This window comes from Flavobacterium sp. 2, from assembly GCF_049949195.1.
GTDB lineage: Bacteria > Bacteroidota > Bacteroidia > Flavobacteriales > Flavobacteriaceae > Flavobacterium.
Genome location: NZ_CP188206.1, coordinates 303,472 through 327,521, shown reverse-complemented (window position 1 = coordinate 327,521; position 24,050 = coordinate 303,472). Strand labels below are relative to the sequence as shown.

22 protein-coding genes are annotated in these 24,050 nt (G+C 31.7%); 19 read left to right on the top strand and 3 right to left on the bottom strand.

Translation table 11 applies throughout. The annotated features are described in order from the left end of the window. Positions 1-9: 9 nt before the first annotated feature. From ACNFIH_RS01300 to ACNFIH_RS01280, 5 genes are all read left to right on the top strand, one after another. Entirely contained in the window at positions 10-2,037 is a 2,028-nt protein-coding gene (locus ACNFIH_RS01300) for a hypothetical protein (RefSeq protein ID WP_426485144.1), read from the top strand. A gap of 65 nt (positions 2,038-2,102) precedes the next feature. Continuing rightward, positions 2,103-2,936 (top strand): DUF4846 domain-containing protein, encoded by an 834-nt coding sequence (locus tag ACNFIH_RS01295; protein ID WP_426485143.1) that lies wholly within the window; start codon positions 2,103-2,105, stop codon positions 2,934-2,936. Then, positions 2,937-3,683 carry a M15 family metallopeptidase gene (locus ACNFIH_RS01290; protein ID WP_426485142.1) on the top strand — a complete coding sequence of 249 codons (747 nt, stop codon included), beginning with the start codon at positions 2,937-2,939 and terminating at the stop codon, positions 3,681-3,683. 68 nt (positions 3,684-3,751) lie between these two features. After that, complete coding sequence (locus ACNFIH_RS01285) at positions 3,752-4,648, top strand: LysR family transcriptional regulator (protein WP_426485141.1); 897 nt, start codon at positions 3,752-3,754, stop codon at positions 4,646-4,648. A 75-nt stretch (positions 4,649-4,723) separates the two neighbouring features. After that, a complete protein-coding gene (locus tag ACNFIH_RS01280) occupies positions 4,724-5,689 on the top strand; it encodes a YeiH family protein (protein WP_426485140.1) in 966 nt (321 codons plus the stop codon). A 4-nt stretch (positions 5,690-5,693) separates the two neighbouring features. Here the strand turns inward: ACNFIH_RS01280 and ACNFIH_RS01275 are convergent, their stop codons facing one another. Next, positions 5,694-6,647 carry a hypothetical protein gene (locus tag ACNFIH_RS01275; protein WP_426485139.1) on the bottom strand — a complete coding sequence of 318 codons (954 nt, stop codon included), beginning with the start codon at positions 6,645-6,647 and terminating at the stop codon, positions 5,694-5,696. Positions 6,648-6,822: 175 nt separating this feature from the next. Between ACNFIH_RS01275 and ACNFIH_RS01270 the strand changes: the two genes are divergently transcribed. Continuing rightward, positions 6,823-7,821 carry a zinc dependent phospholipase C family protein gene (locus ACNFIH_RS01270; protein ID WP_035643842.1) on the top strand — a complete coding sequence of 333 codons (999 nt, stop codon included), beginning with the start codon at positions 6,823-6,825 and terminating at the stop codon, positions 7,819-7,821. A 138-nt stretch (positions 7,822-7,959) separates the two neighbouring features. On the opposite strand, the gene ACNFIH_RS01265 is transcribed toward ACNFIH_RS01270, so the two are convergent. After that, positions 7,960-10,092, bottom strand: a complete 2,133-nt coding sequence (locus ACNFIH_RS01265) for an LTA synthase family protein (protein WP_426485138.1) — start codon at positions 10,090-10,092, stop codon at positions 7,960-7,962. A 204-nt stretch (positions 10,093-10,296) separates the two neighbouring features. Between ACNFIH_RS01265 and ACNFIH_RS01260 the strand changes: the two genes are divergently transcribed. From ACNFIH_RS01260 to ACNFIH_RS01205, 12 genes are all read left to right on the top strand, one after another. Then, a complete protein-coding gene (locus ACNFIH_RS01260) occupies positions 10,297-10,962 on the top strand; it encodes a response regulator transcription factor (RefSeq protein WP_426485137.1) in 666 nt (221 codons plus the stop codon). Further along, positions 10,963-12,348, top strand: coding sequence for a sensor histidine kinase (locus ACNFIH_RS01255; RefSeq protein WP_035643836.1), 1,386 nt, complete (start codon positions 10,963-10,965; stop codon positions 12,346-12,348). 325 nt (positions 12,349-12,673) lie between these two features. Continuing rightward, a complete protein-coding gene (gene hisG, locus ACNFIH_RS01250) occupies positions 12,674-13,531 on the top strand; it encodes an ATP phosphoribosyltransferase (RefSeq protein ID WP_035643834.1) in 858 nt (285 codons plus the stop codon). Positions 13,532-13,656: 125 nt separating this feature from the next. Beyond that, positions 13,657-14,940, top strand: coding sequence for a histidinol dehydrogenase (hisD, locus tag ACNFIH_RS01245; protein WP_426485136.1), 1,284 nt, complete (start codon positions 13,657-13,659; stop codon positions 14,938-14,940). Positions 14,941-15,045: 105 nt separating this feature from the next. Continuing rightward, positions 15,046-16,095, top strand: coding sequence for a histidinol-phosphate transaminase (gene hisC / locus ACNFIH_RS01240; protein ID WP_426485135.1), 1,050 nt, complete (start codon positions 15,046-15,048; stop codon positions 16,093-16,095). 10 nt (positions 16,096-16,105) lie between these two features. Continuing rightward, positions 16,106-16,540 carry a hypothetical protein gene (locus ACNFIH_RS01235; RefSeq protein ID WP_426485134.1) on the top strand — a complete coding sequence of 145 codons (435 nt, stop codon included), beginning with the start codon at positions 16,106-16,108 and terminating at the stop codon, positions 16,538-16,540. A 38-nt stretch (positions 16,541-16,578) separates the two neighbouring features. Continuing rightward, positions 16,579-17,715, top strand: coding sequence for a bifunctional histidinol-phosphatase/imidazoleglycerol-phosphate dehydratase HisB (hisB, locus tag ACNFIH_RS01230; protein WP_426485133.1), 1,137 nt, complete (start codon positions 16,579-16,581; stop codon positions 17,713-17,715). A 67-nt stretch (positions 17,716-17,782) separates the two neighbouring features. Next, complete coding sequence (gene hisH, locus ACNFIH_RS01225; protein WP_426485132.1) at positions 17,783-18,364, top strand: imidazole glycerol phosphate synthase subunit HisH; 582 nt, start codon at positions 17,783-17,785, stop codon at positions 18,362-18,364. 101 nt (positions 18,365-18,465) lie between these two features. Beyond that, positions 18,466-19,191 (top strand): 1-(5-phosphoribosyl)-5-[(5-phosphoribosylamino)methylideneamino]imidazole-4-carboxamide isomerase, encoded by a 726-nt coding sequence (gene hisA / locus ACNFIH_RS01220; protein WP_426485131.1) that lies wholly within the window; start codon positions 18,466-18,468, stop codon positions 19,189-19,191. A gap of 73 nt (positions 19,192-19,264) precedes the next feature. Next, positions 19,265-20,020: an imidazole glycerol phosphate synthase subunit HisF gene (gene hisF, locus ACNFIH_RS01215; RefSeq protein ID WP_426485130.1), complete on the top strand. Its 756-nt coding sequence runs from the start codon at positions 19,265-19,267 to the stop codon at positions 20,018-20,020. Between the two features lie 44 nt (positions 20,021-20,064). After that, a complete protein-coding gene (hisIE, locus tag ACNFIH_RS01210) occupies positions 20,065-20,661 on the top strand; it encodes a bifunctional phosphoribosyl-AMP cyclohydrolase/phosphoribosyl-ATP diphosphatase HisIE (RefSeq protein ID WP_426485129.1) in 597 nt (198 codons plus the stop codon). 79 nt (positions 20,662-20,740) lie between these two features. Continuing rightward, the gene (locus ACNFIH_RS01205) at positions 20,741-21,451 is read left to right on the top strand and encodes a hypothetical protein (protein WP_426485128.1); all 711 of its coding nucleotides are present in this window, start codon (positions 20,741-20,743) and stop codon (positions 21,449-21,451) included. A 14-nt stretch (positions 21,452-21,465) separates the two neighbouring features. On the opposite strand, the gene ACNFIH_RS01200 is transcribed toward ACNFIH_RS01205, so the two are convergent. Next, the gene (locus tag ACNFIH_RS01200) at positions 21,466-22,164 is read right to left on the bottom strand and encodes a carbohydrate-binding family 9-like protein (protein WP_426485127.1); all 699 of its coding nucleotides are present in this window, start codon (positions 22,162-22,164) and stop codon (positions 21,466-21,468) included. Between the two features lie 114 nt (positions 22,165-22,278). Between ACNFIH_RS01200 and ACNFIH_RS01195 the strand changes: the two genes are divergently transcribed. Continuing rightward, positions 22,279-23,931, top strand: a complete 1,653-nt coding sequence (locus ACNFIH_RS01195) for a M1 family metallopeptidase (protein ID WP_426485126.1) — start codon at positions 22,279-22,281, stop codon at positions 23,929-23,931. The last annotated feature ends 119 nt before the right edge of the window (positions 23,932-24,050 follow it).

Below are 24,050 nucleotides of genomic sequence, written 5' to 3'. Positions count from 1 at the left end.
TAAATATATATGACTACAAACACAATTTTTTTATTATTGCTTTCTTTAATAATTGCTGGTGGTTTGTCGTATTTTCAATATTTTTTTAAAGCCAAAAACAAATCGAATCTGATTTGGTTTTTGGCTTTTTTACGTTTTCTGGCGATTTTTGCGTTATTGGTTTTATTGATAAACCCGATAATTTCTAAAAGTTCGCTTGAAATAACCAAAACTCCATTGGCAATTGCTGTTGATAATTCGAGTTCGATAGAAGCTTTGAAATCAGATAAAAAAGCAGTTGAATCATACCAAAAACTGATTTCAAATCCTGCTCTTAAAGAGAAATTTGACATTCAGTCTTATCAATTTGATGCCGATTTTAAATCTTCTGATAAATTTGATTTTAAAGGAAAACAAACCAATCTTGATGAAGTTGCCAAAAATCTAAAAAGCATCAACAAAAACCTGATTTTTCCAACTGTTATTATTACCGATGGAAATCAGACTACAGGAAACGATTATGTTTATCGATTTGATCCTGTCAATAAAGTTTATCCTTTGGTTGTGGGAGATACAACTACTTTTTTTGATTTAAAAATCAACCAACTTAACGTAAATAAATACGCTTTTCATAAAAATAAATTTCCTCTCGAAGTTTTTCTACAGTATTCTGGAGATAAAGCTACAACTGCCGATTTTACAATTTCGCAGGGAAATTCGGTTGTTGCCAAAGAGAAAGTTTCGTTTTCTCCATCTAAAAAAACAGCTTCTTTGAATTTGCTTTTACCAGCAGATAAAGTAGGATTGCAAATTTTTAGAGCCTCAATTTCTTCAAATGCAAAAGAGAAAAACAGCTACAATAATATCAAGAATTTTGCGGTTGAAATAATCGATCAAAAATCTACAATTGCAATTGTTTCGGCTATAAATCATCCTGATATTGCGGCATTGAAACGTTCAATTGAAGTTAATGCGCAGCGTAAAGTGATTTTGGTTAAACCAAATGATGTCAATCAATTACAAGAAGCTTCTGTTTTGGTTTTATATCAGCCAAATGCATCTTTCAAAGCGGTTTTCGACAACAATAAAAATGCAGGAAGAAATACTTTTATTATCACAGGAAACAATACCGATTTCAATTTTTTAAATCAGCAGCAAAATAATCTGATTTTTAAAATGAGCGGACAAACCGAAGATTATTTATCTGAATTCCAGTCTCAGTTTAATTTGTTTGCAATCGATAATATTGGTTTTGAAAATTTCCCTCCATTGCAAAATGCATTTGGAACCATTACAACAAACGGAAATGTTTCAGTTTTGCTTTCTTCAAGAATTAGAAACGTTTCTACAAACGCTCCTTTATTGGCTTTCGCCGAAAATCAAGGTAAAAGAACTGCTTTTCTTTTAGGAGAAAACAGCTGGAAATGGCGTTTGCAAAGTCATATCGATAATCAGTCGTTTGAAAAATACGATGTTTTTATTGATAAGATTATTCAGTTTTTAGCAACTTCGGCTTCAAAAAAATCATTGGTTGTTACGCATGAAAGCTTTTATAATTCAGGAGATGAACTTGTAATCAACGCACAGTATTTTAATAAAAACTACGAATTTGACGAAAAAGCGAGATTAACAATTTCGGTTACAAATACAGAAACGAAGCAAAGCAAAAACTATGATTTATTAAAAGGAAATAATTCCTATTCCGTAAATCTAGATGGATTAACGGCTGGAAAATATAATTTTGCAGTAAAAGAATTAAATTCAAACACTTCTTATTCAAGTCATTTTGAGATTTTAGATTTTGATATCGAAAAACAATTTGTAAATCCTGACGTTATAAAATTAAAGCAATTGGCATTACAGACAAACGGAAAAGCTTTCTTCGAAAATCAGGCAGATGATTTGATTAATGCACTTTTAGAAAATAAGGAATACAAATCAATAGAAAAGAATGTAACTACTAAAACTCCAATAATAGATTGGGTTTGGTTGTTAATCTTAATTGCTGCTTTATTAACAACGGAATGGTTTGTTAGAAAATATAACGGATTGCTGTGATGGAATATAATCGAATTCCTTCTGCCATTTTGTAATCTTGTGGTTATAATTTAATAGTCAAAATTATGAAAGTTAAATTCTTTTTTACTGTAGCAATTTTGATGGTAATTTTTTGCTTTTTTTCATTTTCAGAGACAAATAATACCAACAAAAGCAATCTTTTGGAAAACACGATTCAACAACGTTTTCAACTGCCTCAGGGATTTGTGAGAGAAGAAGAATCTAAAACTTCGTTTGACTTTTTTTTACGAAATCTGCCATTAAAACCCTTGGGTTCAAATGTTTTGTATTTTGATGGAACTATAAAACCAAATCGAAACGTTTATGAAGCGGTTGTGGATTTACCCATTGGAAAACAGGATTTGCATCAATGTGCTGATGCCGTGATGCGTTTACGAGCTGATTATTTTTATAGCCAAAAACAGTACGATAAAATACAGTTTAATTTTACAAATGGTTTTCGGGCTGATTTTAGTAAATGGGCCGCAGGTTTTAGAATTGCAGTTAAAGGCAACAAAACTAGTTGGGTTAAAACTGCAAAACCATCTGACAGTTATGAAACTTATTGGAAATACTTAGAGACGGTTTTTATGTATGCAGGAACAGCTTCGTTAGAAAAAGAACTAAAACCAATTAATGCTTCAGACATAAAAATAGGGGATGTTTTTATAAAAGGAGGCTTTCCGGGCCACGCTGTTATTGTAGTTGATATGGCTGTGAATCCAAAAAACAATCAAAAAATTATGCTTTTAGCACAAAGTTATATGCCTGCGCAGGAAATTCAAATATTGAAAAATCCAAATAGTAGTTCGTTGAGTCCTTGGTATGCTGTCGATTTTGGAACTTCTCTGAAAACACCCGAATGGACTTTTAGTTCCTCACAATTAAAACGTTTTTAAATGAAACGATTCTTTTTTTTAGCCCTTATCTTTCAAAATGCTTTTTCGCAAGAAATCCCATTGAATGCTCAAAAATTAATTAAAGCATATCCAGATCAAATAGTTGGTTATAAGGATAATAAAATTATTTTTAGTGATAAATCAGGTTTGGTTTATGATGATTTTAAAAATAAAACGAATCAAGAATTATTAGATAATCCTGATATTGAGGATCAATTTAAGTTTGTTTATACTAAAGCAGATAAGAATTTAATTCCAAAGGAAGATGCAGGAAGAATTCGAAATGAAGCTTTTTTTAAGAAAATTTATGGAAATTCAAAATCAGAAGTTGAATCAAAAATGACTGAAATTATTTGGTGCCCGAAATTAGTCAATCAAAAAGTAAAAGTAACAACCGTAAATGGGATTGATAAAATAGTGAAAAAACTCTCAGCAGAATTAGATAATAATCCAGAATTTAAAAAATACATTACTGATATTGGAGGGACATTTAATTGGAGAAAGATTTCAGGAACAAACCGATTGAGTATGCATAGTTTTGGAATGACAATAGATATTAATGTCAAAAATTCTAGTTATTGGCAATGGGATTGTAAATGTAAAAATGAAGATGCGACTCTTTCGTATAGAAATCAAATTCCCCTTAAGCTAGTTTCAATTTTTGAAAAATATGGCTTTATTTGGGGAGGAAATTGGAAACATTACGACACAATGCATTTTGAGTATCGACCTGAACTTTTGTTATAAATTTAAAAATTATTTTATTGCAAAAAAAATATGGAGGAAAGGGGATTACGAATTAAAAATTTATAATTATGGATTTTAGGCTAAAAGTATTTTATACCGTTGCACTCCGCCTTAATTTTACTAAAGCGGCTACTGAGTTGTATATTACACAGCCAGCCGTTTCAAAACATATTCAGGAACTCGAAGAAACGTATAAAACAAAGTTGTTTGAACGAAACGGTTCTAAAATTGCATTAACTCCTGCCGGACATATTCTGCTGAAACATACAAAAGAAATCTTTGAAATTTATCGCGAAATAGATTTTGAAATGAGTTCGTTTATTAGCGAACGACAAGGCTTACTGCGATTGGGAGCAAGTACAACAATTTCACAATATGTTATTTCTCCAGTTTTGGCGCGTTTTCATCAGAAACAAAAAGACATAAAAGTCAACTTGCTGAATGGAAATACAGAACAAATTGAAAACGCTTTAATCAACAAAGAAATCGAAATTGGAATTGTTGAAGGACAGTCTAAAAATCAATCAATTAAATACATTCCATTTTTGAAAGATGAATTAGTTTTGGTTTGCAGCAGTAAAAATCCGTTTGCGAAACAAAATGAAATTTCAGTAAATGATTTAAAATCAATGAAATTCATAACCAGAGAACGTGGTTCTGGAACACTTGAAGTTATTGAATTTGCTTTGAAAAATTTAAATTTAAAACTTTCTGATTTGCAGATTGAAATGCAGTTAGGAAGTACAGAAAGCATCAAATCCTATCTTTTAAATTCTGATTGTTTTGCTTTTATGTCCATTCACGCTGTAGGTAATGAATTGAAAAACAAAGAATTGATTGTTTTGGATGTTGAAAATTTGACCATAGATAGATATTTCTACATTATTACTTTATTAGGTAAATCAGATCCTTTATCTGAATTGTTTATTCAGAATATTTCATCTCATTATAACTTGAAGTTATAGGGGATTGTTATTTGCGATTGGCGATTGTAATAAAAAGAACTGACCTTTGCAGAGTAAAATATCAATTATCACATTTTGAAAACGAAACAACAATCAGCATCGCAATTATTTGAAATCAACGAATCTTTACAGCAAGTACTTTTTGCCGTAATAGTTTTGTTGTGTTTATTTTCGATTATTTCCCCGCCAATTGCATTGTTATTAGGAGTTGTTCTGGTAAATGTTTTTGGAAATCCATTTGTAGAATTTAATGGAAAAGCAATCACTTTTTTATTGCAATTTTCTGTAGTTGGCCTAGGTTTTGGAATGAATGCTTCTAGTGCAATTTCAGCAGGAAAAGAAGGTTTTGTGCTTACTGTATTTTCAATTTTCAGCACTTTGATCTTCGGATTTCTTTTAGGAAAATGGTTGAAAACAGAGAAAAAAACATCACATTTAATTTCATGCGGAACAGCAATTTGTGGCGGAAGTGCTATTGCGGCCATTTCTCCTGTAATAAAATCATATGAAAATCAGACTTCAATTGCTTTGGGGGTTATTTTTATATTGAATTCAATTGCGTTGTTTGTTTTTCCATTTATTGGACATCAATTGGATTTGTCTCAAAAAGATTTCGGCTTATGGTGTGCAATTGCTATTCACGACACAAGTTCTGTTGTTGGCGCAGCTAATAAATATGGTGCTGAAGCTTTGCAAATTGCAACAACAGTTAAATTGGCGAGAGCATTATGGATTATTCCAATTTCTCTTATAACCGCTTTGATTTTTAAGAACAAAAATTCAAAAATTAAAATTCCTTATTTCATCGGATTGTTTGTTTTGGCAATGTTATTGAATTCTTACGTTTCAAATATTTCTCATTTTACGCCATATATTGTAAATATTGCCAAAATAGGATTGACAATAACTTTGTTTCTTATAGGTGCGACTTTAAATTTTAGCACTTTAAAAAGAGTAGGAGTGAAGCCTTTGCTTCAAGGTGTTTTTCTTTGGATTTTTATTGCAGTTCTGGCATTAATTGCAATTATTTTTCTCAAATAATATGCTATTTAATGTTTGAAAATTTCACAATTGGTTTTCCAATCAAATTATAACGTTTTCCATTAAACGAAAACCGTCTTTCAATTTCAAAATTAAATTGCTTTTTGGTTTTAGTCATTGTACTAATTTCAGCAGGAAGATTAACTTCAAACTCATCTTCGGCTTGAGCGGCTTTGTCAAATGAACCGTTTGTTTTAATAATAATATCTCTAAAATATTTTTTGTTTGAATCAGGAGCAATTGCATAAGAACTTGTCCATGTTGTGCTTGCAACATTGGTGAGCTGATATTCAGGAACCTCCAAAATAGGCTGATATTTACCTCCAAAACCAGCTACTAAATACAAATATCCTTCAAATGGCCCGCCCGCACCTCCATTTACATGCAAAAGTGTAAAAGCATATTGATCTTCACCAATTTGCAAAAGTTTTGGCGTTGGACATTGAGCAAACGCGCCAAAAGCGGCAACACCAGGTTGAAAGGATTTCATTTCCCACGATGTTCCGTTTTTTGCAAATTTGGCAATTCCTAATAATCCTCCTAAAAATCGACCAGTTTGTAAGCCGTCTTCGTCATAAAAAGAATGATTAAAAGTGAGAATTTTGAACTGATTTCCTTTCGAATCAGAGTAATCAATATTGGATAGAAGTCTTGTTGCAACCCCTTCAGAGTAAGGAAATAATTGATCGCCTTCAACACCATTAACATCGATAAAGGAAGCTGGTTTACAATTTTTACAAGTCCAGCTTATAAAAGTGTTTTTATCTGCTAAATGATATAATTTTCCAGGAAACAATTTTTGCATGGTTTTTATACCATCAAAAGGATCAGCTATTTTAAGTGACCTGGAAGTATTTAGTATAGTGTCGCTGACATTTTTTAGTTGAACTTCTGGTGTTTGGGAAAAACTGAAAAAATTAAAAGCTATAAAAAGAAAACTTGTATGAATAAGACGCATAAAATGGATTTTGAACTATAACAAACATACAAAGAAAAAATGGTTGAAGATGTGAACTTATTGTAGTTATAGTATTTAAAAACTAAAAAAAGTTAAAATAAGAGAATCTTAAATGGTTCTCTTTTGAATTATCTTTAAAATAAGCTAAATTTGAACCCTCAAATAACAAAAACAAATGAAAAACTTCAAGATGAGACCAAAGTTAATTGCTTTTTTTGCCTTAATTATTGGTTTTTTTACTCTGTCATGGGGAATTGTAGGCCATGAAAGAATTAATAAAGCTGCTGTAATGGCTTTGCCAAAACAATTACAAGTATTCTTTTACAATCACATTGATTTTATTACTCAGGAAGCTTCGGTTCCAGACATTCGTAAGTATGCCTTAAATTATAAAGACGAAAATCCAAGACATTATTTTGACATGGAAAATTTCGGAGTTGTGGATAGTATTCCGCAAACTATGGAAGAAGCTAAGAAAAAATACGATGCTAAATTTTTGAATGATAACGGAATTTTGCCTTGGTATATTGAAGATATGATGGCAAAGCTGACTAAAGCTTTTAAAGATAAAAACAGAGCTGAGATTTTATTTCTTGCTGCAGATTTAGGTCATTACATTGGAGATGCTCACATGCCTTTGCATACATCTGCAAATCACGACGGACAATTAAGCGATCAAAAAGGAATTCATTCATTATGGGAAAGCAGATTACCTGAATTATTTGCTAAAAACTATAAATTGAATGTTCCTGAAGCACAATATTATGGAGATGTTCATAAAGCAATTTGGGCAATGATTAATGATACTCACAGTTTAGTGAAGCCGTTATTAGACATCGACAAAAAACTAAGAACATCAACTCCGGAAGATGCTGTATTTAAAAAAGATGCAGACGGAAAAATATTAAAAACGAAATATAATACTGCTGTTTTCGCTGATGAATATGCTGAAAAATTGCATAAAGATTTGAACGGAATGGTAGAAAGCCAAATGAAAAAAGCTATCGCTGCAACAGCAAGTTTTTGGTATACGGCTTGGGTAAATGCAGGAAAGCCAGATTTAAGTGGTTTAGATTCGCCAGCAGTTACACAAAGAAATTACCAATCTTTACAAGATGATTTAAAACTGTATCAAAAAGGAGATTTATTCGGGATGAAGAATCAAAACGATTAATTATTTTTTGTTTCAAGTTTAAAGTTTCAGGTTAATTTGAAATTTAAATAAAAGAGAAAGCCTCAAATTCAAATGAATTTGAGGCTTTCTCTTTTAATCTATTTTCTATCGTCTTGCTTCTATTTTCTTGCTTCTATTCTAACGAAGTTTTGCGTATAGCTTAGCATTCTTTGCTTTCAAATCTTCAAACTGATATTGTTTTTCTTTTAAAACATACGATGCCGATTGATAAAAAGAAATTGCATCATTTACTAAATCAGTTCTTTCTGTTTTCAATGGCGTTTCTTCATACATGATTTGAAATTCAGGAGCAACTCCAGCAGTTGGTTTTAGTTTTAAACTATATTGTTTTACAGTTTGTTTAGGCGATAAAATAGTCAAAACATTGTCTTTTATCAATCCTAAATCCTGATACGTTGCAATAAAAGCTCTTGGCTTATAATCGGTTTTAAAAACGTCCTGACCGAAAAACTTACTTTGATAGTCAAAATGAAGCAGACCGAAAAGTGTTGGCATCAAATCAATCTGAGACATTAATTGATTGTATTGAGCTGGTTTTTCATTTGGAGTATAAATAAAAGCAGGTATCCTGTATTTATCCAACGGAAGTTGTGTTTTTCCGGCACTTGAAGCGCAGTGATCTGCAACAATAACAAAAACAGTGTTTTTAAACCAAGGTTGTTTACTTGCCATTTCGAAGAATTTTCGAAGAGAATAATCCGTATATTTTACACCGCCTTCACGAGATTTGATATCGCCTGGAATGTCGATTTTATTATTTGGATAAGTAAAAGGCCTGTGATTACTTACGGTCATAATATGATTGAAGAAAGGCTTGTTTTCTTTAGCTTCGGCATTCATCACTTTTATTGCCTTATTGTACATGTCTTCATCACAAACGCCCCAAACATTTGAAAATGTAATTTCTTCTGGTGAAAAACTTGATTTGTCGACAATTTGATATCCATTTCCTGAAAAGAAATCTTTCATATTATCAAAAAAGGCATCGCCTCCATACATGAATTTTACATTATAACCTTTTTGTTTGAAAACAGATCCGGTTGAAAACTTGTTTTTATTGTCTTCACGCTTTACAACGCTTTCTCCGGCAGTTGGAGGAAGACATAAAGTTACAGCTTCAAGTCCACGAACAGTTCGGTTTCCAGCAGCATATAAATTAGTAAACTGAAGGCTTTTTTGCGCTAAACTGTCTAAAAAAGGAGTTATGTTTTGGTCGTTTCCATAAGCTTTCATGAAATCGGCGCTGTAGCTTTCGATTGTAATTAGAACAACATTTTTATGACTTTCAAGAGAATCGCTATTAATTTCACGGATTGTATTTTGACCTGAAATATTAGGAAAATTTTCTTTTAGATTGGCAAATGCTTTATTGTTAGGCAGTGTCTTGTAAAATTTGAAATAATCTAATTTGTTATTCTGAAATGCTAAATAAAATTTATACAATCCGTTTGATTGTAATTCGTTGACAAAAACATTTTTAGAGTTTTCAGTTTTTGATAAAGTTGGAACAGCAAATAAAGAAATCAAAAACAAAACTAGGTAAATTCCTGAAATTTTCAGTTTTTCAGTCAAGTTTGGAATATCTTCAATATAGTTTTTAGATCTTTTTAAAATGAAATAAGTTATGGCAGCGGTAATAATAAAAAGTGCTGAAAATATTGGAATTACAGGGTAAGACTGCATAATATTTCCGATTACTTCATTAGTGTAAATCAGATAATTAACAGCAATAAAATTATATTTTACACCAAATTCATTCCAAAAGAAATATTCACTTAAACCGTTTTGAAGAATCAATAAAACGTAAAGAAAAATTACAAAGGCAAAAAGCCAGTATCTAATTTGATCTCTCCATTTTGGAAGAAAAAGCAACAAAGAAAAAAGCAATGTTTTGATTCCGACGAATATTAAAACAATTCTCGGCAAAGCGCCGCCATATTCATCTAAAATACTTTTTCCTGAAGCGATATATAAAAGTAAGGCAACAAAACCGCCCAAAATAATATATCCATATGGCTTGTTGTATTTTAAATTAGAAATAAAAATTAAATAAAGCCATAAAAATCCGCTCGCCAATACAAAAACGAAAAGATCAGAAACTAATCCTAAGCTGAAAATTTTTAAACTTTCTAAAACCGTAAAAGAACTTTGCGTTATGGGGTGGAAAAAGAGAATAATTCGCAATAGAAAACTAATGAGAAAATAGAAAATTGCGAGATTGTAAAAAGGTGAAAGCTTTTTGTAAATCATGGTATTATATTTTATGCAAAATTAATTTGCATTAATGAATAAGAGATGAAGAGATGCTTTTACCTTGCTTAGTGTTAACTTAAAGTTGTCTTAAGATGATTAAATTGGTTTATTCTAATGCGTTAGCACTATTTCTGAGTGCGAAAATTTTTATCTTTGACAAACTAAGAACAGAGATTAATTTAAAATCTAAATTATATATACATGCATATTTTAATAGTTGAAGATGAATTAGGAATTGTACAATTTTTGCAACAGGGACTTGAAGAAGAAGGTTATTTGGTAACTACTGCTAATGACGGTTCAAAAGGCTTCGAATTAATTCAGAATCATCAATTTGACTTGATTTTGTTAGATTGGATGCTTCCTAAAATTAACGGACTGGATTTATGCAAAGCCATCCGGATCAAGGATCAACATACGCCAATAATTTTCCTTACCGCAAAAGATACTGTTCAGGAAACGGTTGCTGGCTTAAAAGCAGGTGCAAATGATTATATAAAAAAACCTTTTAGTTTTGAAGAGCTTGTCGAACGTATTAAAGTTCATTTTAGACATGTAAAAGGGGATAAAGAGTTAACGCTGGGCACTATAAAAATTGATTTATCGAAACATATTGTGCTAAAAAATGACGAAGAAGTTTCACTGACACAGAGAGAGTTTGAATTATTAACCTATTTGATTCAGCATAAAGGCAAAGTTTGTACTCGAAATCAGATTTTAAAAGATGTTTGGGATATTAATTTTGAATATGATACTGGAGTAATTGACGTTTTTATGAATGCAATTAGAAAAAAACTCAATTTAAAAATTGAGGAAGATTATATAAAAACAATTCGCGGAATTGGTTATATCGCTAACGACTTATAAATGGCACAATTATCTTTTAAAAACAGAATTGCCTTAAACTATATTATTACAACAGGTTTGTTGATTTTAGTGGTTTTCTCAGCAACATATTCTACAGTAAAATTCACTGTTTATAAGCACATTGATGAAAATCTGATGATTGAAATTCAGGATCACTTGAAAGAAATCAGAATGGAAAACAAGAAAGTGATTTTCATGGATGCTGAAGAATGGGAAGAACGGGAGCACAATTCTGTTGATGTAAATCCGGTTTTTGTTCAGTTTTTGGATCTGAATAAAAAAATAATTGAAAAATCTCCCAACTTAAAAAATGAAAAACTGGTTTATCATGAAAGTAAAGAGCACTATGAATTATTTGATACTCATTTATTAGGCAGCAAAATCAGACAGATTCAGATTCCACTTCATGTGAAATCAAAAAAAATAGGTTATCTGATCATTGCAATGTCATTGTCTGATTCGGCCAAAGTATTAAAAAATCTTCTTGATACTTTATTAATTGCATTTCCAATTATTTTAGTGTTATTATTTTTAATTGCCCGCTTTTTTGCCGGACGAAGTATAAAACCAATAAATGCGATTATAAATACGTCTCGAATAATTACAAAAGACAATCTGAAAACACGAATTCCATTGCCAAAAACACGCGATGAATTATTTACACTTTCAAAAACAATAAACAATTTATTAAACCGAATTGAAGATGCGATAGAACGCGAAAAACAATTTACTTCCGATGCATCTCACGAGCTACGAACACCTTTAACAGTAATTAAAGGAACACTTGAAGTATTGATTCGCAAACCTCGTGACAATAAGGAATACGAAGAAAAAATTAACTATTGTATAAATGAAGTTGACCATTTGAATGCTCTTGTAGATCAGCTGCTTTTAATGGCGCGTTTTGAGAATCAAAAACAGAATATTAATACAGAGTCGGTTTATTTGAATTCGTTAATTTTAGATGCTCTGACGTTGAATTCGGAGAAGATAAACGCAAAAAAAATAGATGTAAAATTTGATGCTGTTGCAGATTGTTACATTCAGTCTGATACTTTTTTGGTAATTACTATTATAAGAAATATTATTTCGAATGCATTAAAGTATACTGATAAAGGCGGACATATTTCGATTTTACTTTTAAAGCAAAATGGTAAAACAATATGCAAAATCACAGACAATGGAATAGGGATTGCAAAAGGTGATTTAGAATTAATTTCGAGTCCGTTTTTTAGATCAAATTCTACGGATCATCCTGAAATTAAAGGGACTGGACTAGGATTGTCAATTGTAAAAAGAACCACAGAGTTATTGAATATTAAGTTTAAAATTGAAAGCGAATTAAATGTCGGAACAACTGTATTTTTGACTTTTAATGATAAATAAGAAAACGTTGTAGTAAATGAAAAATCGGTAGTAAAAATGGCACTTCAATTTTTATTTAACAATAAACTATCGTTAAGTTATATTAAAAATTGTTTTTTTATGAAATTAACTAGTATATTTGCAACCGAATCAAAGAATTATAAAACAAACCAAACAATGATTTCAAATCAATTACATCATCATCATTTTCATTATTGCTCTCAAGCGATGTGTTAATGGTATGTGTGTAAATCATCATATTTTAAAACCCGTTTGAGTACATCAAACGGGTTTTTTTATACCAATTCTTTGTACTCAAACTATTAATCAAACAAACAACTAAAAAATGAGTACTTTAAAAATTGCAATTCAAAAATCAGGTCGTTTAAACGAAGACAGCATTCAAATCTTAAAAGATTGCGGTATTTCAATCAACAACGGAATCGACCAATTAAAAGCCGAAGCTTCAAACTTTCCTCTTGAAGTTTTATACCTAAGAAATTCAGATATTCCTCAATATCTAATTGATGGTGTTGTAGATTTAGCTATTGTTGGCGACAATCTTTTGGTAGAAAAAGGAAAGGGAATTGAAGTCGTTCAGAAATTAGGTTTCTCAAAATGCAAAGTTTCTGTAGCGGTTCCTAAAACATTTGATTACAATTCTGTACAAGATTTAGCAGGTTTACGTATTGCTACTTCTTATCCAAATACGGTTAATGAATATTTTAGTAAATTTGGGTTAAAAGTCGATATTCACCAAATTTCTGGTTCTGTAGAAATTGCACCAAACATTGGTCTTGCCGATGCTATTGTTGATATTGTTTCAAGCGGAAGTACATTATTCAAAAACAACTTAAAAGAAGTTGAAGTAATCCTAAAAAGCGAGGCAGTTTTAGCAGTTTCCCCAAAAGTTTCTCCAGAAATCCAAAAACACATCGATACTTTAAAGTTCAGAATTCAGGCGGTTTTGCGTGCTAGAAACTCAAAATATATTCTGATGAACGTTCCAAATGATAAAATTGATGCTGTTGGAAAAATCCTTCCGGTTTTAAGAAGTTTAACGGTTCTTCCATTGGCACAAGAAGGTTGGAGTAGTGTTCACTCTGTAATTGATAAAGATACTTTCTGGGATGTAATCGATCAATTAAAAGAAGTTGGCGCAGAAGGAATTCTGGTTTGTCCAATTGAGAAAATGGTACTATAAAGAAGAAAATTCAATTTTTAAATTTCAAATTCCAATTTTAAGATTACAGCTTTGCGAACTTAGCGTTTTTAGAGACAAAGAGAATAAATAAAACCTTGCGCCCTTTGCGGTTAAAAATTAAAGGCATGAATAAAATAGACAATCCAAAACCAGAAATCTGGTCAGATATATTAAAAAGACCAACCCAAACTATTGATGATATTGAGGTTACGGTAAAAGAAATTTTCAGAGAAGTACAGAAAAAAGGAGATGAAGCTGTAGCAAAATACACTTCAATTTTCGATGGTATTTCACAAGATAATTATGAAGTTTCTTTAGAAGAAATAAATGAAGCAATCGAATTGATTCCGAATGAATTGAAAGAAGCAATTCAATTAGCAAAAGACAATATTTATAAATTTCACAGGGCACAAAAAACCGACAGAATTGAAGTTGAAACCATTGAAGGAGTAAATTGTTGGCAGGAAAAAAGACCAATTCAGAAAATTGGTTTATATATTCCAGGTGGAACTGCGCCTTTGTTTTCTACGGTTTTAATGTTGGCTGTTCCAGCAGAAATTGCAGGTTGTAAAGAAATCGTATTATGTTCTCCGCCAGATAAAAAAGGGAAAATTAATCCAGCGATTTTATATGCGGCAAATTTATGTGGTGTAACAAAAATTTTAAAAGTTGGAGGAATTCAGGCGATTGCAGGAATGACTTTCGGCACACAATCGATTCCGAAAGTATATAAAATATTCGGACCAGGAAATCAGTTTGTAACGGTGGCAAAACAGTTAGCGACACAATTTGGAGTTGCAATTGATATGCCGGCCGGACCTTCAGAATTACTAATTGTAGCTGATGACACGGCAGTTCCGGCTTTTGTAGCTTCGGATTTATTATCTCAAGCTGAACACGGAACAGATAGTCAGGTGATTTTGGTTTCAACTTCCAGAAAACTGATTTCTGAAGTCGAAAATGAAATTCAATCACAATTAGACGTTCTTCCAAGAAAAGCTATTGCAGAAAAAGCTATCGAAAATTCGAAATTAATTTATGTCGAAAATGATCAGATTGCTTTGGATTTAATTAATGAATACGGACCTGAACACTTTATTATTTGTTCTGAATATGATGATTTCTATTGTAACGGAATCGTAAATGCAGGTTCAGTTTTCATTGGGAATTATACTCCGGAAAGCGCTGGAGATTATGCTTCGGGAACAAATCATACACTTCCAACAAATGGTTACGCGAAGAATTACAGCGGTGTAAACTTGGATAGTTTTATGAAATCGATGACGTTTCAAAAAATATCTAAAACCGGAATCCAAAACATTGGAAAAGCGATTGAAGCTATGGCTGAAGCTGAAGGTTTACAAGCGCACAAGAATGCTGTAACGTTGAGATTGAAGAGTTTGGAGTAAATAAAAAGAACAAAGAGTATAGAACAAAGAATATAGAAAATTTTTTAAATCAGATGAGAAGTCTATTCTCTTTATTCTGTTTTCTATATTCTAAAAATTAAGATAATGAAATTCGATATAAATACAATAACACGTGAAAACGTCAAAATATTAAAACCATATTCGTCGGCAAGAGATGAGTTTGAGGATTTTGATACAGCCGAAATGATTTTTTTGGATGCCAATGAAAATCCGTTTCAAAATGGGGTAAATCGTTATCCGGATCCACAACAGAATTCGGTTAAAGCGATTTTGGCTAAAAATAATTTAACGAAACAAAGTCAGATTTTATTAGGAAACGGAAGTGACGAAGTTTTGGACTTGCTTTTCAGAGCTTTTTGTGAGCCTAATAAAGATAATATTATTTCATTGCCGCCAACCTACGGAATGTATGGTGTTTTAGCGAATATTAATGCAGTTGAAAACCGAGAAATTTTACTGACAACAGATTTTCAGCCTCAAGTTGAAAAAATTCTGGAAGCAGTTGACGCGAATACAAAAATCATTTTTTTATGTTCGCCTAACAATCCAACAGGAAATTCATTTTCAGATGAAAGTGTGGTGAAATTATTGCAAAACTTTAAAGGTTTAGTAGTAATTGATGAAGCCTATATTGATTTTTCGGAGAAGGAAAGTTGGCTGGCAGAAATTGACGCATATCCAAATTTAGTGATTACACAAACACTTTCAAAAGCGTATGGTTTGGCTGGAATTCGTTTAGGGATTTGTTATGCTTCAGAAGCTGTTATTTTGGTTTTGAATAAAATCAAACCGCCTTATAACGTAAACGAATTAACACAACAAAGAGCAATCGAACGTTTAAAAGATTCAGAAAAAATAAAAAAAGAAATCGCTTCTATTATTGAGCAAAGAGAGGAATTACTTAAAGTTTTGCTTGAAGTTGGTTTTGTAGAAAAAGTCTATCCTACAGAAGCTAATTTTATTCTGGCAAAAGTAGATGACGCCAATAAAAGATACAATCAATTAATTGAAAAAGGAATCGTAATTCGTAATAGAACGACGCAACCTTTATGTGAAAATTGTCTTCGTTTTACGATTGGAACTGAAGAAGAAAATGATAAATTAAAAGACATTTTAGTGGGATTAAATAATTAGAAATTTTGAAATGAAAATAATAAAACTAAGTAAATTTTTAATTATAGCTTTTTTTAGTATTAGTACATTAATAAAAGCACAAGAGAGCGCAAGTATTCAAAAAAAATCAAAAGTATATTTTTTAAGATCAACTGGTTTTGTAGGGTCAGGGTCTTCTTTTAAAACATATATTGACGGTGAACTGGTTTGTAAATTAGGTAATAAAAAATATTCAATTCATGAAGTTTCCGGAGGAAAGCATGAATGTTATGTTTTGTTTGGAGGAATGAAGATTAATGAAAAGGTTGAAAAATGTGAAATTGAGGTTCAAGAAAACAAAATAACTTATGTTCAGTTTTTTTTAGATAATGGAATTTTAGGCTTTAAAATTTATTGTAAAGAAATTACAGAAGAAGATGCAAAAAAGAAAATAGAAAAAATGAAGGAAGATGTAAAATGCCTATAATTTCATTCTGAAATCATCATTAATATAAGAAATATAAAATGAAAAAAGTACTTTTTATCGATCGTGACGGAACGATTGTTTTAGAACCAGAAAACTACCAATTAGACAGTTTAGATAAATTAGAGTTTTATCCGAAAGCTTTTCAATATTTGGCTAAAATTGCCAATGAATTAGATTATGAATTAGCAATGGTAACCAATCAGGACGGATTAGGAACGGATAGTTTTCCGGAAGATACGTTTTGGCCAACGCAAAATTTCATTTTAAGAGCTTTTGAAAATGAAGGCGTTTTGTTTGACGAAATCTTTGTCGACAGAACTTTTCCTGAAGAAAATGCGCCTACGCGCAAACCTAGAACCGGAATGTTGACTAAATATTTGAATAATCCAGAATATGATTTGGCTAATTCTTTTGTTTTAGGAGATCGTTTAACAGATGTTGAACTGGCTAAAAACCTTGGTGCAAAAGCGATTTTCATGAATAATACGGATGGAATTGGAAGTAATGAAATTTCATCAAAACGAGAGGAATTAGACGAAACAATTGTTTTGCAATCAATGGATTGGAAGACAATTTATGAATTTTTGAAATTAGAAGCGCGTTCTGCGTCTATTACTAGAAAAACCAACGAAACGGATATTTATATCAATCTAAATCTTGACGGAACAGGAAAAAGCAAAATCGACACGGGAATTGCGTTTTTCGACCACATGTTGGATCAAATTTCACGTCACGGTCAAATGGACTTAGAAATCACAGTAAAAGGTGATTTAGAGGTAGATGAGCACCATACAATCGAAGATACAGCAATCGCTTTAGGAGAAGTTTTTGCGAAAGCGTTAGGAAACAAACTTGGAATTGAGCGCTACGGTTTCTGTTTGCCAATGGATGATTGTTTAGCGCAAGCTGCAATAGATTTTGGAGGAAGAAACTGGTTGATTTGGGAAACCGAATTCAAACGTGAAATGGTTGGAAAAATGCCAACTGAAATGTTTTATCATTTCTTCAAATCATTCACAGACGGCGCAAAAGCCAATTTAAACATAAAAGCAGAAGGAATCAACGAACATCACAAAATTGAGGCAATCTTTAAAGCTTTCGCGAAAGCAATAAAAGTAGCCGTAAAAAGAGATACAGAAAAAATGATTTTGCCTTCGACGAAAGGAATGCTTTAAAGTTTATGGTTGTTGGTTGATAGTTGTTAGCCATCAACCAATAACCATCAACCAACAACTAAAAAGAATGAAAATAGTAATTATAAATTACGGAGCAGGAAATATTCAGAGCATTATGTTTGCTATTGAAAGATTGGGTTTTAAAGCTGTTTTGAGTAATGATCCGGAGGAAATTAAATTGGCAGATAAAGTGATTTTCCCTGGCGTTGGCGAGGCGAGTTCAGCTATGACTAAACTTCGAGAAAGTGGTTTGGATAGTTTGATTCCTGAATTGAAACAACCTGTTTTGGGAATTTGTCTTGGAATGCAATTAATGTGTAATCAAACCGAAGAAGGAAATACCAAAGGTTTAGGGATTTTTGATGTTGACGTTTTGAAATTTTCAAACAATGTAAAAGTGCCTCAAATGGGCTGGAATCAGATTTATGATTTAAAAACCGATTTGTTTAAAGGGATTTCTGAAAATGAATTTATGTATCTGGTTCACAGTTTTTACGCTCCAAATTGCGTAGAATCCATTGCAACAACGAATTACGACGTTGAATATGCATCGGCTTTGCAAAAAGATAATTTTTATGGAACTCAATTTCACCCAGAAAAAAGTGGTGATGTTGGAGAGAAAATCCTTGGAAATTTCCTGAAGATGTAAAATTTTCAAATTCAAAAAAACAATATAAATCAAAATATCAATTTTTGAGAATCAGAAAAGACTTTAAGACTTTAGACTTTCAAACTTTAAGACTAAAAAAAATGAGAATAATACCAGCCATAGATATCATTGAAGGAAAATGCGTTCGCTTATCCAAAGGTGATTATGATACCAAAATAATTTACAATGAGAATCCGCTTGAAGTGGCGAAATCATTTGAAGCACACGGAATTGAATATCTACATTTAGTAGATCTAGATGGTGCAAAATCGAGCAAAATTGTCAATTATAAGATATTGGAGCAAATCGCAACGCAAACTAGTTTAAAAATTGATTTTGGAGGCGGATTAAAATCGGATGACGATTTGAGAATCGCTTTTGAAAGCGGTGCAAATCAAATTACAGGCGGAAGTATTGCTGTAAAAAACAGAGCAATTTTCGAAAAATGGATTTCAGAATATGGTTCAGAGAAAATTATTTTAGGCGCTGATGCAAAAGATGAAAAAATTGCCGTTTCAGGCTGGTTAGAAGAATCAAATGAAGATTTGGTTCCGTTTATTCAGGATTATCAAACAAAAGGAATTCAGTATGTTATCTGTACTGATATTGCTAAAGACGGAATGCTTCAAGGTCCAAGTTTTGATCTGTACAGCAAAATTTTGGCAGAAGCTAAAGGAGTAAAACTAATTGCTTCAGGAGGAATTTCAACTTTTGACGAATTACCAAAATTAGCTGAATTAGGCTGCGAAGGAACAATCATCGGAAAAGCAATTTACGAAGGAAGAATTAGTTTGAAACAGTTAGAAAATTATATAATTGGTTTATAGTTGTTAGTTGTCGGTTGATAGTATATCACTTTAACCAACAACAATCAACCAATAACCAACAACCAAATTAAAAATGTTAGCAAAAAGAATCATACCTTGTTTGGATATAAAAAACGGAAGAACTGTAAAAGGTGTTAATTTCGTTGACTTGCGCGATGCTGGTGATCCGGTTGAATTGGCAGAAATTTACTCGGCTGAAGGCGCAGACGAATTGGTTTTTCTTGATATTTCGGCTACGGAAGAAAGACGTAAAACCTTAGTAAATATGGTGCGAAGTGTTGCCGAGAAAATCAATATTCCGTTTACTGTCGGTGGTGGGATTTCATCTATCGAAGATGTTGATATTCTGCTGAATAATGGTGCTGATAAAGTTTCGATTAATTCATCGGCAGTAAAAAATCCGCAGTTAATTAATGATTTGGCACAGAAATTTGGAAGTCAGTGCGTTGTTGTTGCAATCGACGCCAAACAAATTGACGGACAGTGGATTGTGCATTTGGTTGGAGGAAAAGTACCTACCGAATTAAATTTATTCGATTGGGCTGTTGAAGTGGCAGAACGCGGTGCTGGAGAAATTTTGTTCACTTCGATGGATAATGATGGAACTAAAAATGGTTTTGCAAACGAGGCTTTGGCTAAACTTTCAGAATTAGTAAATATTCCAATAATTGCTTCGGGAGGCGCTGGAAATATTCAGCATTTTGTTGATTCATTTAAAAAAGGAAAAGCAGATGCAGCTTTAGCAGCAAGTGTTTTTCACTTTAAAGAAATTGAGATAAAAGCTTTGAAACAAGAATTAAAAAATAATAATATAGAAGTTCGATTATAGTTTTAACTTTAAGACTTTGGACTTTACAACTTTAGACTAAAATTATGGAAATCGATATAAAAAGCGCACACGGATTGATTCCGGCAATCATTCAGGATTCGGAAACTAAAAATGTTTTGATGCTGGGTTACATGAACGAAGAATCGCTTCAAAAAACTATAGAAACTCAAAAAGTAACTTTCTTTAGCCGTTCAAAACAAAGACTTTGGACAAAAGGTGAGGAGAGTGGCAATTTTCTGAATTTGGTAAGTATTAAAAACGACTGCGACGGTGATACACTTTTGATTCAGGCAAAACCTGTTGGGCCAACGTGTCATACTGGAGCAGATACTTGTTGGCAAGATCCAAATGAAGCGAATTATGGTTTTATTTCTCAATTGGAAAATACAATTAAAACCAGAAGAGAAAATGCTGATTCTGAGAAAAGTTATGTAGCTTCTTTATTTGAAAAAGGAATCAATAAAATTGCTCAGAAAGTTGGAGAAGAAGCTGTAGAAGTGGTTATTGAAGCAAAAGATAACAACGATGATTTGTTTTTGAGTGAAAGCGCTGATTTACTTTTTCATTATTTGATCTTATTGCAGGCGAAAGGTTTTCAATTAAATGACGTTGTTGAAGTTCTGAAGAAACGTCAGAAATAATTCTAAATTGTGAAAAAATATTTACTAAATTATGTTAAAATAAAAATTATTTTTTGATATTTACGTAAATATTTAAGCCATGGACATAGAAACATTCAGAAAGCGTTTTGTGGATCATTCAGATGAAGATTTAATTTTGATGCTGACTAAAAATGCTAGTAAATATAATCCTGATGCATTAGTTGTTGCAAAGGAAATTTTAGTTGCCCGAAATATTGATATTGATACCATTCTGAAAGAAACCAATGAAAAGAAAATAGCAGAAGAGAAAGAAACAGAAAAGAGACATATTGAGGATCTTTCTCCTTTGGAACAAATTGAATATTTATCGGAAAGAAGACTTGAATTTGAAGAAAATATCGAGGATATAATCGAAGATAATCACAAAGACCTTACTGATGCAGAATTACTTGCAAATTTTGAAAGTATTTTGGATAAAATTATAGAAAACGGAAACTTTGGAGAACTTACAGAAAGCCACTCCAAAGAGAATTATTTCATTGTAAGTAATATAATTGAACAAAGAAGTGTTAAAATTCCAGTTTCAGTTCTAAAGAAAATAGATCGTATAAATGATATTACCCGTAAAGATTTTTCCAGAAAATTTACTAGAAATATTATAATTGGAATTGTTCTTTTAGCTCTTGGCTTGGTGTTTACAATTGGAACCGGAGGCGGACTTGTTTTTTATGGTGCTGTTTTGTCTGGTTTAGGTTTGGTAATAAACGGAATTGCTGGCAAGAGAAATTTAAAAAGAGGAGCACAGATTGGGCTTGAATCTTACGGTTAATCGCTTTTTAAATTTTATTCTTTAAACTCAAAAACAGCAAATTCAGAAGGTTGGTGAAATCCGAATTTTAAGCTTTTATAAGGCTGAATTGCAAGATATTCGGTTGCATTACCGTAATCAATTCTAAAAGCATTTCCTCGCCATTTTGTGCCAGTTTTTAGTTTTGTAAAATTTCCATTTTCAATTTTTTTTAAACTTGAAAATGGAATTTTAATTTCTGCAGAAAAACCTTCAGGATTAATTTTGCTTGCCGTTTCCAGTCCAGAAATGTTATAGGCCATTGACATTTTCCATCCGCCACAATCTGGCGAAATGCATTTTAAAAGCAAATCATAATGTGTTGAAAAAGCATTTACTCCAATTTCAACATAGTTTTGTCCGTCACCGTCGGGATCAATAAAAATTTCTACTAAATCATCTGTATTGAAAATCTGTGTATCATTTTTTTGTTTTGCACCTATTATTTTAGAATCTGAGCAGCGATAAGCAATATAAAGAGCTTCGTCATTCCATGAAAAGGAAACAAAAGTATTTTGAGTTGCTTTTTCTCCCGAATTATGAACGACAAACGGCCCTAAAAATGAAGTTTTCCAATCTGATAAATCGCCGTCAATAATGACTTTTTCAGTAGTTTTATGAATGGGGATTTCTTGTGAATAGGAATTGTTAAGAAATAAAAAAAGTAACAAATACAGTATAAAATAAGATTTCATAAAAATGAATGATTTAAAAAGCTAAAAATAGAGAAGAATTATTAATTTTAGTGTTATTTTTTTGTTTTGAATGCAAACATTTTTCCAATAATCTTAAATTTTCAAAATTATTTTATGAAAAAAAACTTAAGCGCTATTTTGATAGCTTTAATTTCTGGTTTTTCAGCACATTCACAGTCTATTTTTAGCAAGTCAGAAACTTTGACACATCAAGACACTTTGCGAGGAAGCGTCACAAAAGAAAGAGCTTGGTGGGATTTGAAACATTATCATTTAAATGTAAAAGTAAACCCGGCTGAAAAAACGATTACAGGTTCAAATACAATACGTTATACAGTTTTGACTGAAAACAACAAAATGCAAATCGATTTGCAGGAACCGATGAATATCACGAAAGCGACTCAAAATGGAAAAGAACTGAAATTTGAACGAAACGGAAATGCTTTTTTTATAGAGCTAGCTGAAAAACAAAAAGTTGGAGAAACAAAAGAGATTGTTGTTTCTTTTGGAGGAAAACCTAAAGAAGCTGTTAATCCACCATGGGACGGAGGAATTACCTGGAAAAAAGATAAAAACGGAAAAGATTTTATTGCATCATCATGTCAAGGTTTGGGTGCCAGCGTTTGGTGGCCATGTAAGGATCATATGTATGATGAAGTTGAAAATATGCTGATTAGTGTGAATGTTCCCGGAGATTTAACTGATGTTTCGAACGGAAGACTACAAAGCGTTAAAAAAGAAAAAGACGGAACAAAAACTTTTAATTGGTATGTTTCAAATCCGATTAACAATTATGGCGTAAATATTAATATTGGTGATTATGTCAATTTTTCGGAGAAATATAAAGGAGAAAAAGGTGATTTAGATTGTAGTTATTATGTTCTAAAAGATAATTTGGCAATTGCTAAAGAACATTTTAAAGATGCGCCACGAATGCTGAAAGCTTTTGAAAACTGGTTCGGACCTTATCCTTGGTATGAAGACAGTTATAAATTGGTAGAAGCGCCTTATTTAGGTATGGAGCATCAAAGTTCTGTGACTTACGGGAACGAGTTTAAAAATGGCTATCTGGGGGGTGATATGAGTAGAACTGGCTGGGGCTTAAAATTTGATTACATTATTATTCACGAATCTGGTCACGAATGGTTTGCTAATAATATCACCTATAAAGATATTGCTGATATGTGGATTCATGAAAGCTTTACTACTTATTCAGAAAGTCTTTTTATTGAATATTATTATGGTAAAGATGCTGCTTCAGCTTATATTATTGGTGAAAGAAAATTGATTAGTAATGACAAACCAATTATTGGTATTTATGATGTGAACAAAGAAGGTTCTGGCGATATGTATCCAAAAGGAGCAAATATGCTGCATACCATTCGTCAGCTTGTGAATGACGATACAAAATGGAAAAACATTTTAAGAGGCTTAAACAGCACTTTTTATCATAAAACCGTTACCACAAAAGAAATTGAGGATTACATGAGCAAAGAATCAGGTATCGATTTAAGTCCTATTTTTAATCAGTATTTAAGAACAACTCAATTGCCTACTTTCGAATATTTTTTCTTTAAGCAAAAATTAGGATATCATTGGATCAATTGTACGCCAGAATTTAATATGCCTCTAAAAGTAAATTTAAATGGTGTTGAAACTTGGTTAAAACCTAAAAGTGAGTGGCAGGCATTAGATGTAAAAGGCGATAAACCAACACTTGTAACAGACAAAAACTTTTATATTACTACTTCTGATATTACGAATTAATTTTTTGTAAAAGATTAAAAATCAAACCCGACTGAATATTTTAAACTTCAGTCGGGTTTATTTTTTATTTCCGAAATCATAAAATTTTAGAATAATTAATCTGAATGTTTACATTTGTT

What these genes read in the sequence shown, in the direction of transcription:
- hisA (WP_426485131.1), top strand. Translation starts at nt 18,466, where the DNA reads ATGAGAATAATACCAGCCATAGATATCATTGAAGGAAAATGCGTTCGC.
- ACNFIH_RS01200 (WP_426485127.1), bottom strand. Translation starts at nt 22,164, where the DNA reads ATGAAATCTTATTTTATACTGTATTTGTTACTTTTTTTATTTCTTAAC.
- hisB (WP_426485133.1), top strand. Translation starts at nt 16,579, where the DNA reads ATGAAAAAAGTACTTTTTATCGATCGTGACGGAACGATTGTTTTAGAA.
- ACNFIH_RS01295 (WP_426485143.1), top strand. Translation starts at nt 2,103, where the DNA reads ATGAAAGTTAAATTCTTTTTTACTGTAGCAATTTTGATGGTAATTTTT.
- ACNFIH_RS01255 (WP_035643836.1), top strand. Translation starts at nt 10,963, where the DNA reads ATGGCACAATTATCTTTTAAAAACAGAATTGCCTTAAACTATATTATT.
- ACNFIH_RS01285 (WP_426485141.1), top strand. Translation starts at nt 3,752, where the DNA reads ATGGATTTTAGGCTAAAAGTATTTTATACCGTTGCACTCCGCCTTAAT.
- ACNFIH_RS01270 (WP_035643842.1), top strand. Translation starts at nt 6,823, where the DNA reads ATGAAAAACTTCAAGATGAGACCAAAGTTAATTGCTTTTTTTGCCTTA.
- ACNFIH_RS01195 (WP_426485126.1), top strand. Translation starts at nt 22,279, where the DNA reads ATGAAAAAAAACTTAAGCGCTATTTTGATAGCTTTAATTTCTGGTTTT.
- ACNFIH_RS01300 (WP_426485144.1), top strand. Translation starts at nt 10, where the DNA reads ATGACTACAAACACAATTTTTTTATTATTGCTTTCTTTAATAATTGCT.
- hisC (WP_426485135.1), top strand. Translation starts at nt 15,046, where the DNA reads ATGAAATTCGATATAAATACAATAACACGTGAAAACGTCAAAATATTA.
- hisD (WP_426485136.1), top strand. Translation starts at nt 13,657, where the DNA reads ATGAATAAAATAGACAATCCAAAACCAGAAATCTGGTCAGATATATTA.
- hisF (WP_426485130.1), top strand. Translation starts at nt 19,265, where the DNA reads ATGTTAGCAAAAAGAATCATACCTTGTTTGGATATAAAAAACGGAAGA.
- ACNFIH_RS01275 (WP_426485139.1), bottom strand. Translation starts at nt 6,647, where the DNA reads ATGCGTCTTATTCATACAAGTTTTCTTTTTATAGCTTTTAATTTTTTC.
- hisG (WP_035643834.1), top strand. Translation starts at nt 12,674, where the DNA reads ATGAGTACTTTAAAAATTGCAATTCAAAAATCAGGTCGTTTAAACGAA.
- ACNFIH_RS01260 (WP_426485137.1), top strand. Translation starts at nt 10,297, where the DNA reads ATGCATATTTTAATAGTTGAAGATGAATTAGGAATTGTACAATTTTTG.
- hisH (WP_426485132.1), top strand. Translation starts at nt 17,783, where the DNA reads ATGAAAATAGTAATTATAAATTACGGAGCAGGAAATATTCAGAGCATT.
- ACNFIH_RS01290 (WP_426485142.1), top strand. Translation starts at nt 2,937, where the DNA reads ATGAAACGATTCTTTTTTTTAGCCCTTATCTTTCAAAATGCTTTTTCG.
- hisIE (WP_426485129.1), top strand. Translation starts at nt 20,065, where the DNA reads ATGGAAATCGATATAAAAAGCGCACACGGATTGATTCCGGCAATCATT.
- ACNFIH_RS01205 (WP_426485128.1), top strand. Translation starts at nt 20,741, where the DNA reads ATGGACATAGAAACATTCAGAAAGCGTTTTGTGGATCATTCAGATGAA.
- ACNFIH_RS01235 (WP_426485134.1), top strand. Translation starts at nt 16,106, where the DNA reads ATGAAAATAATAAAACTAAGTAAATTTTTAATTATAGCTTTTTTTAGT.
- ACNFIH_RS01265 (WP_426485138.1), bottom strand. Translation starts at nt 10,092, where the DNA reads ATGATTTACAAAAAGCTTTCACCTTTTTACAATCTCGCAATTTTCTAT.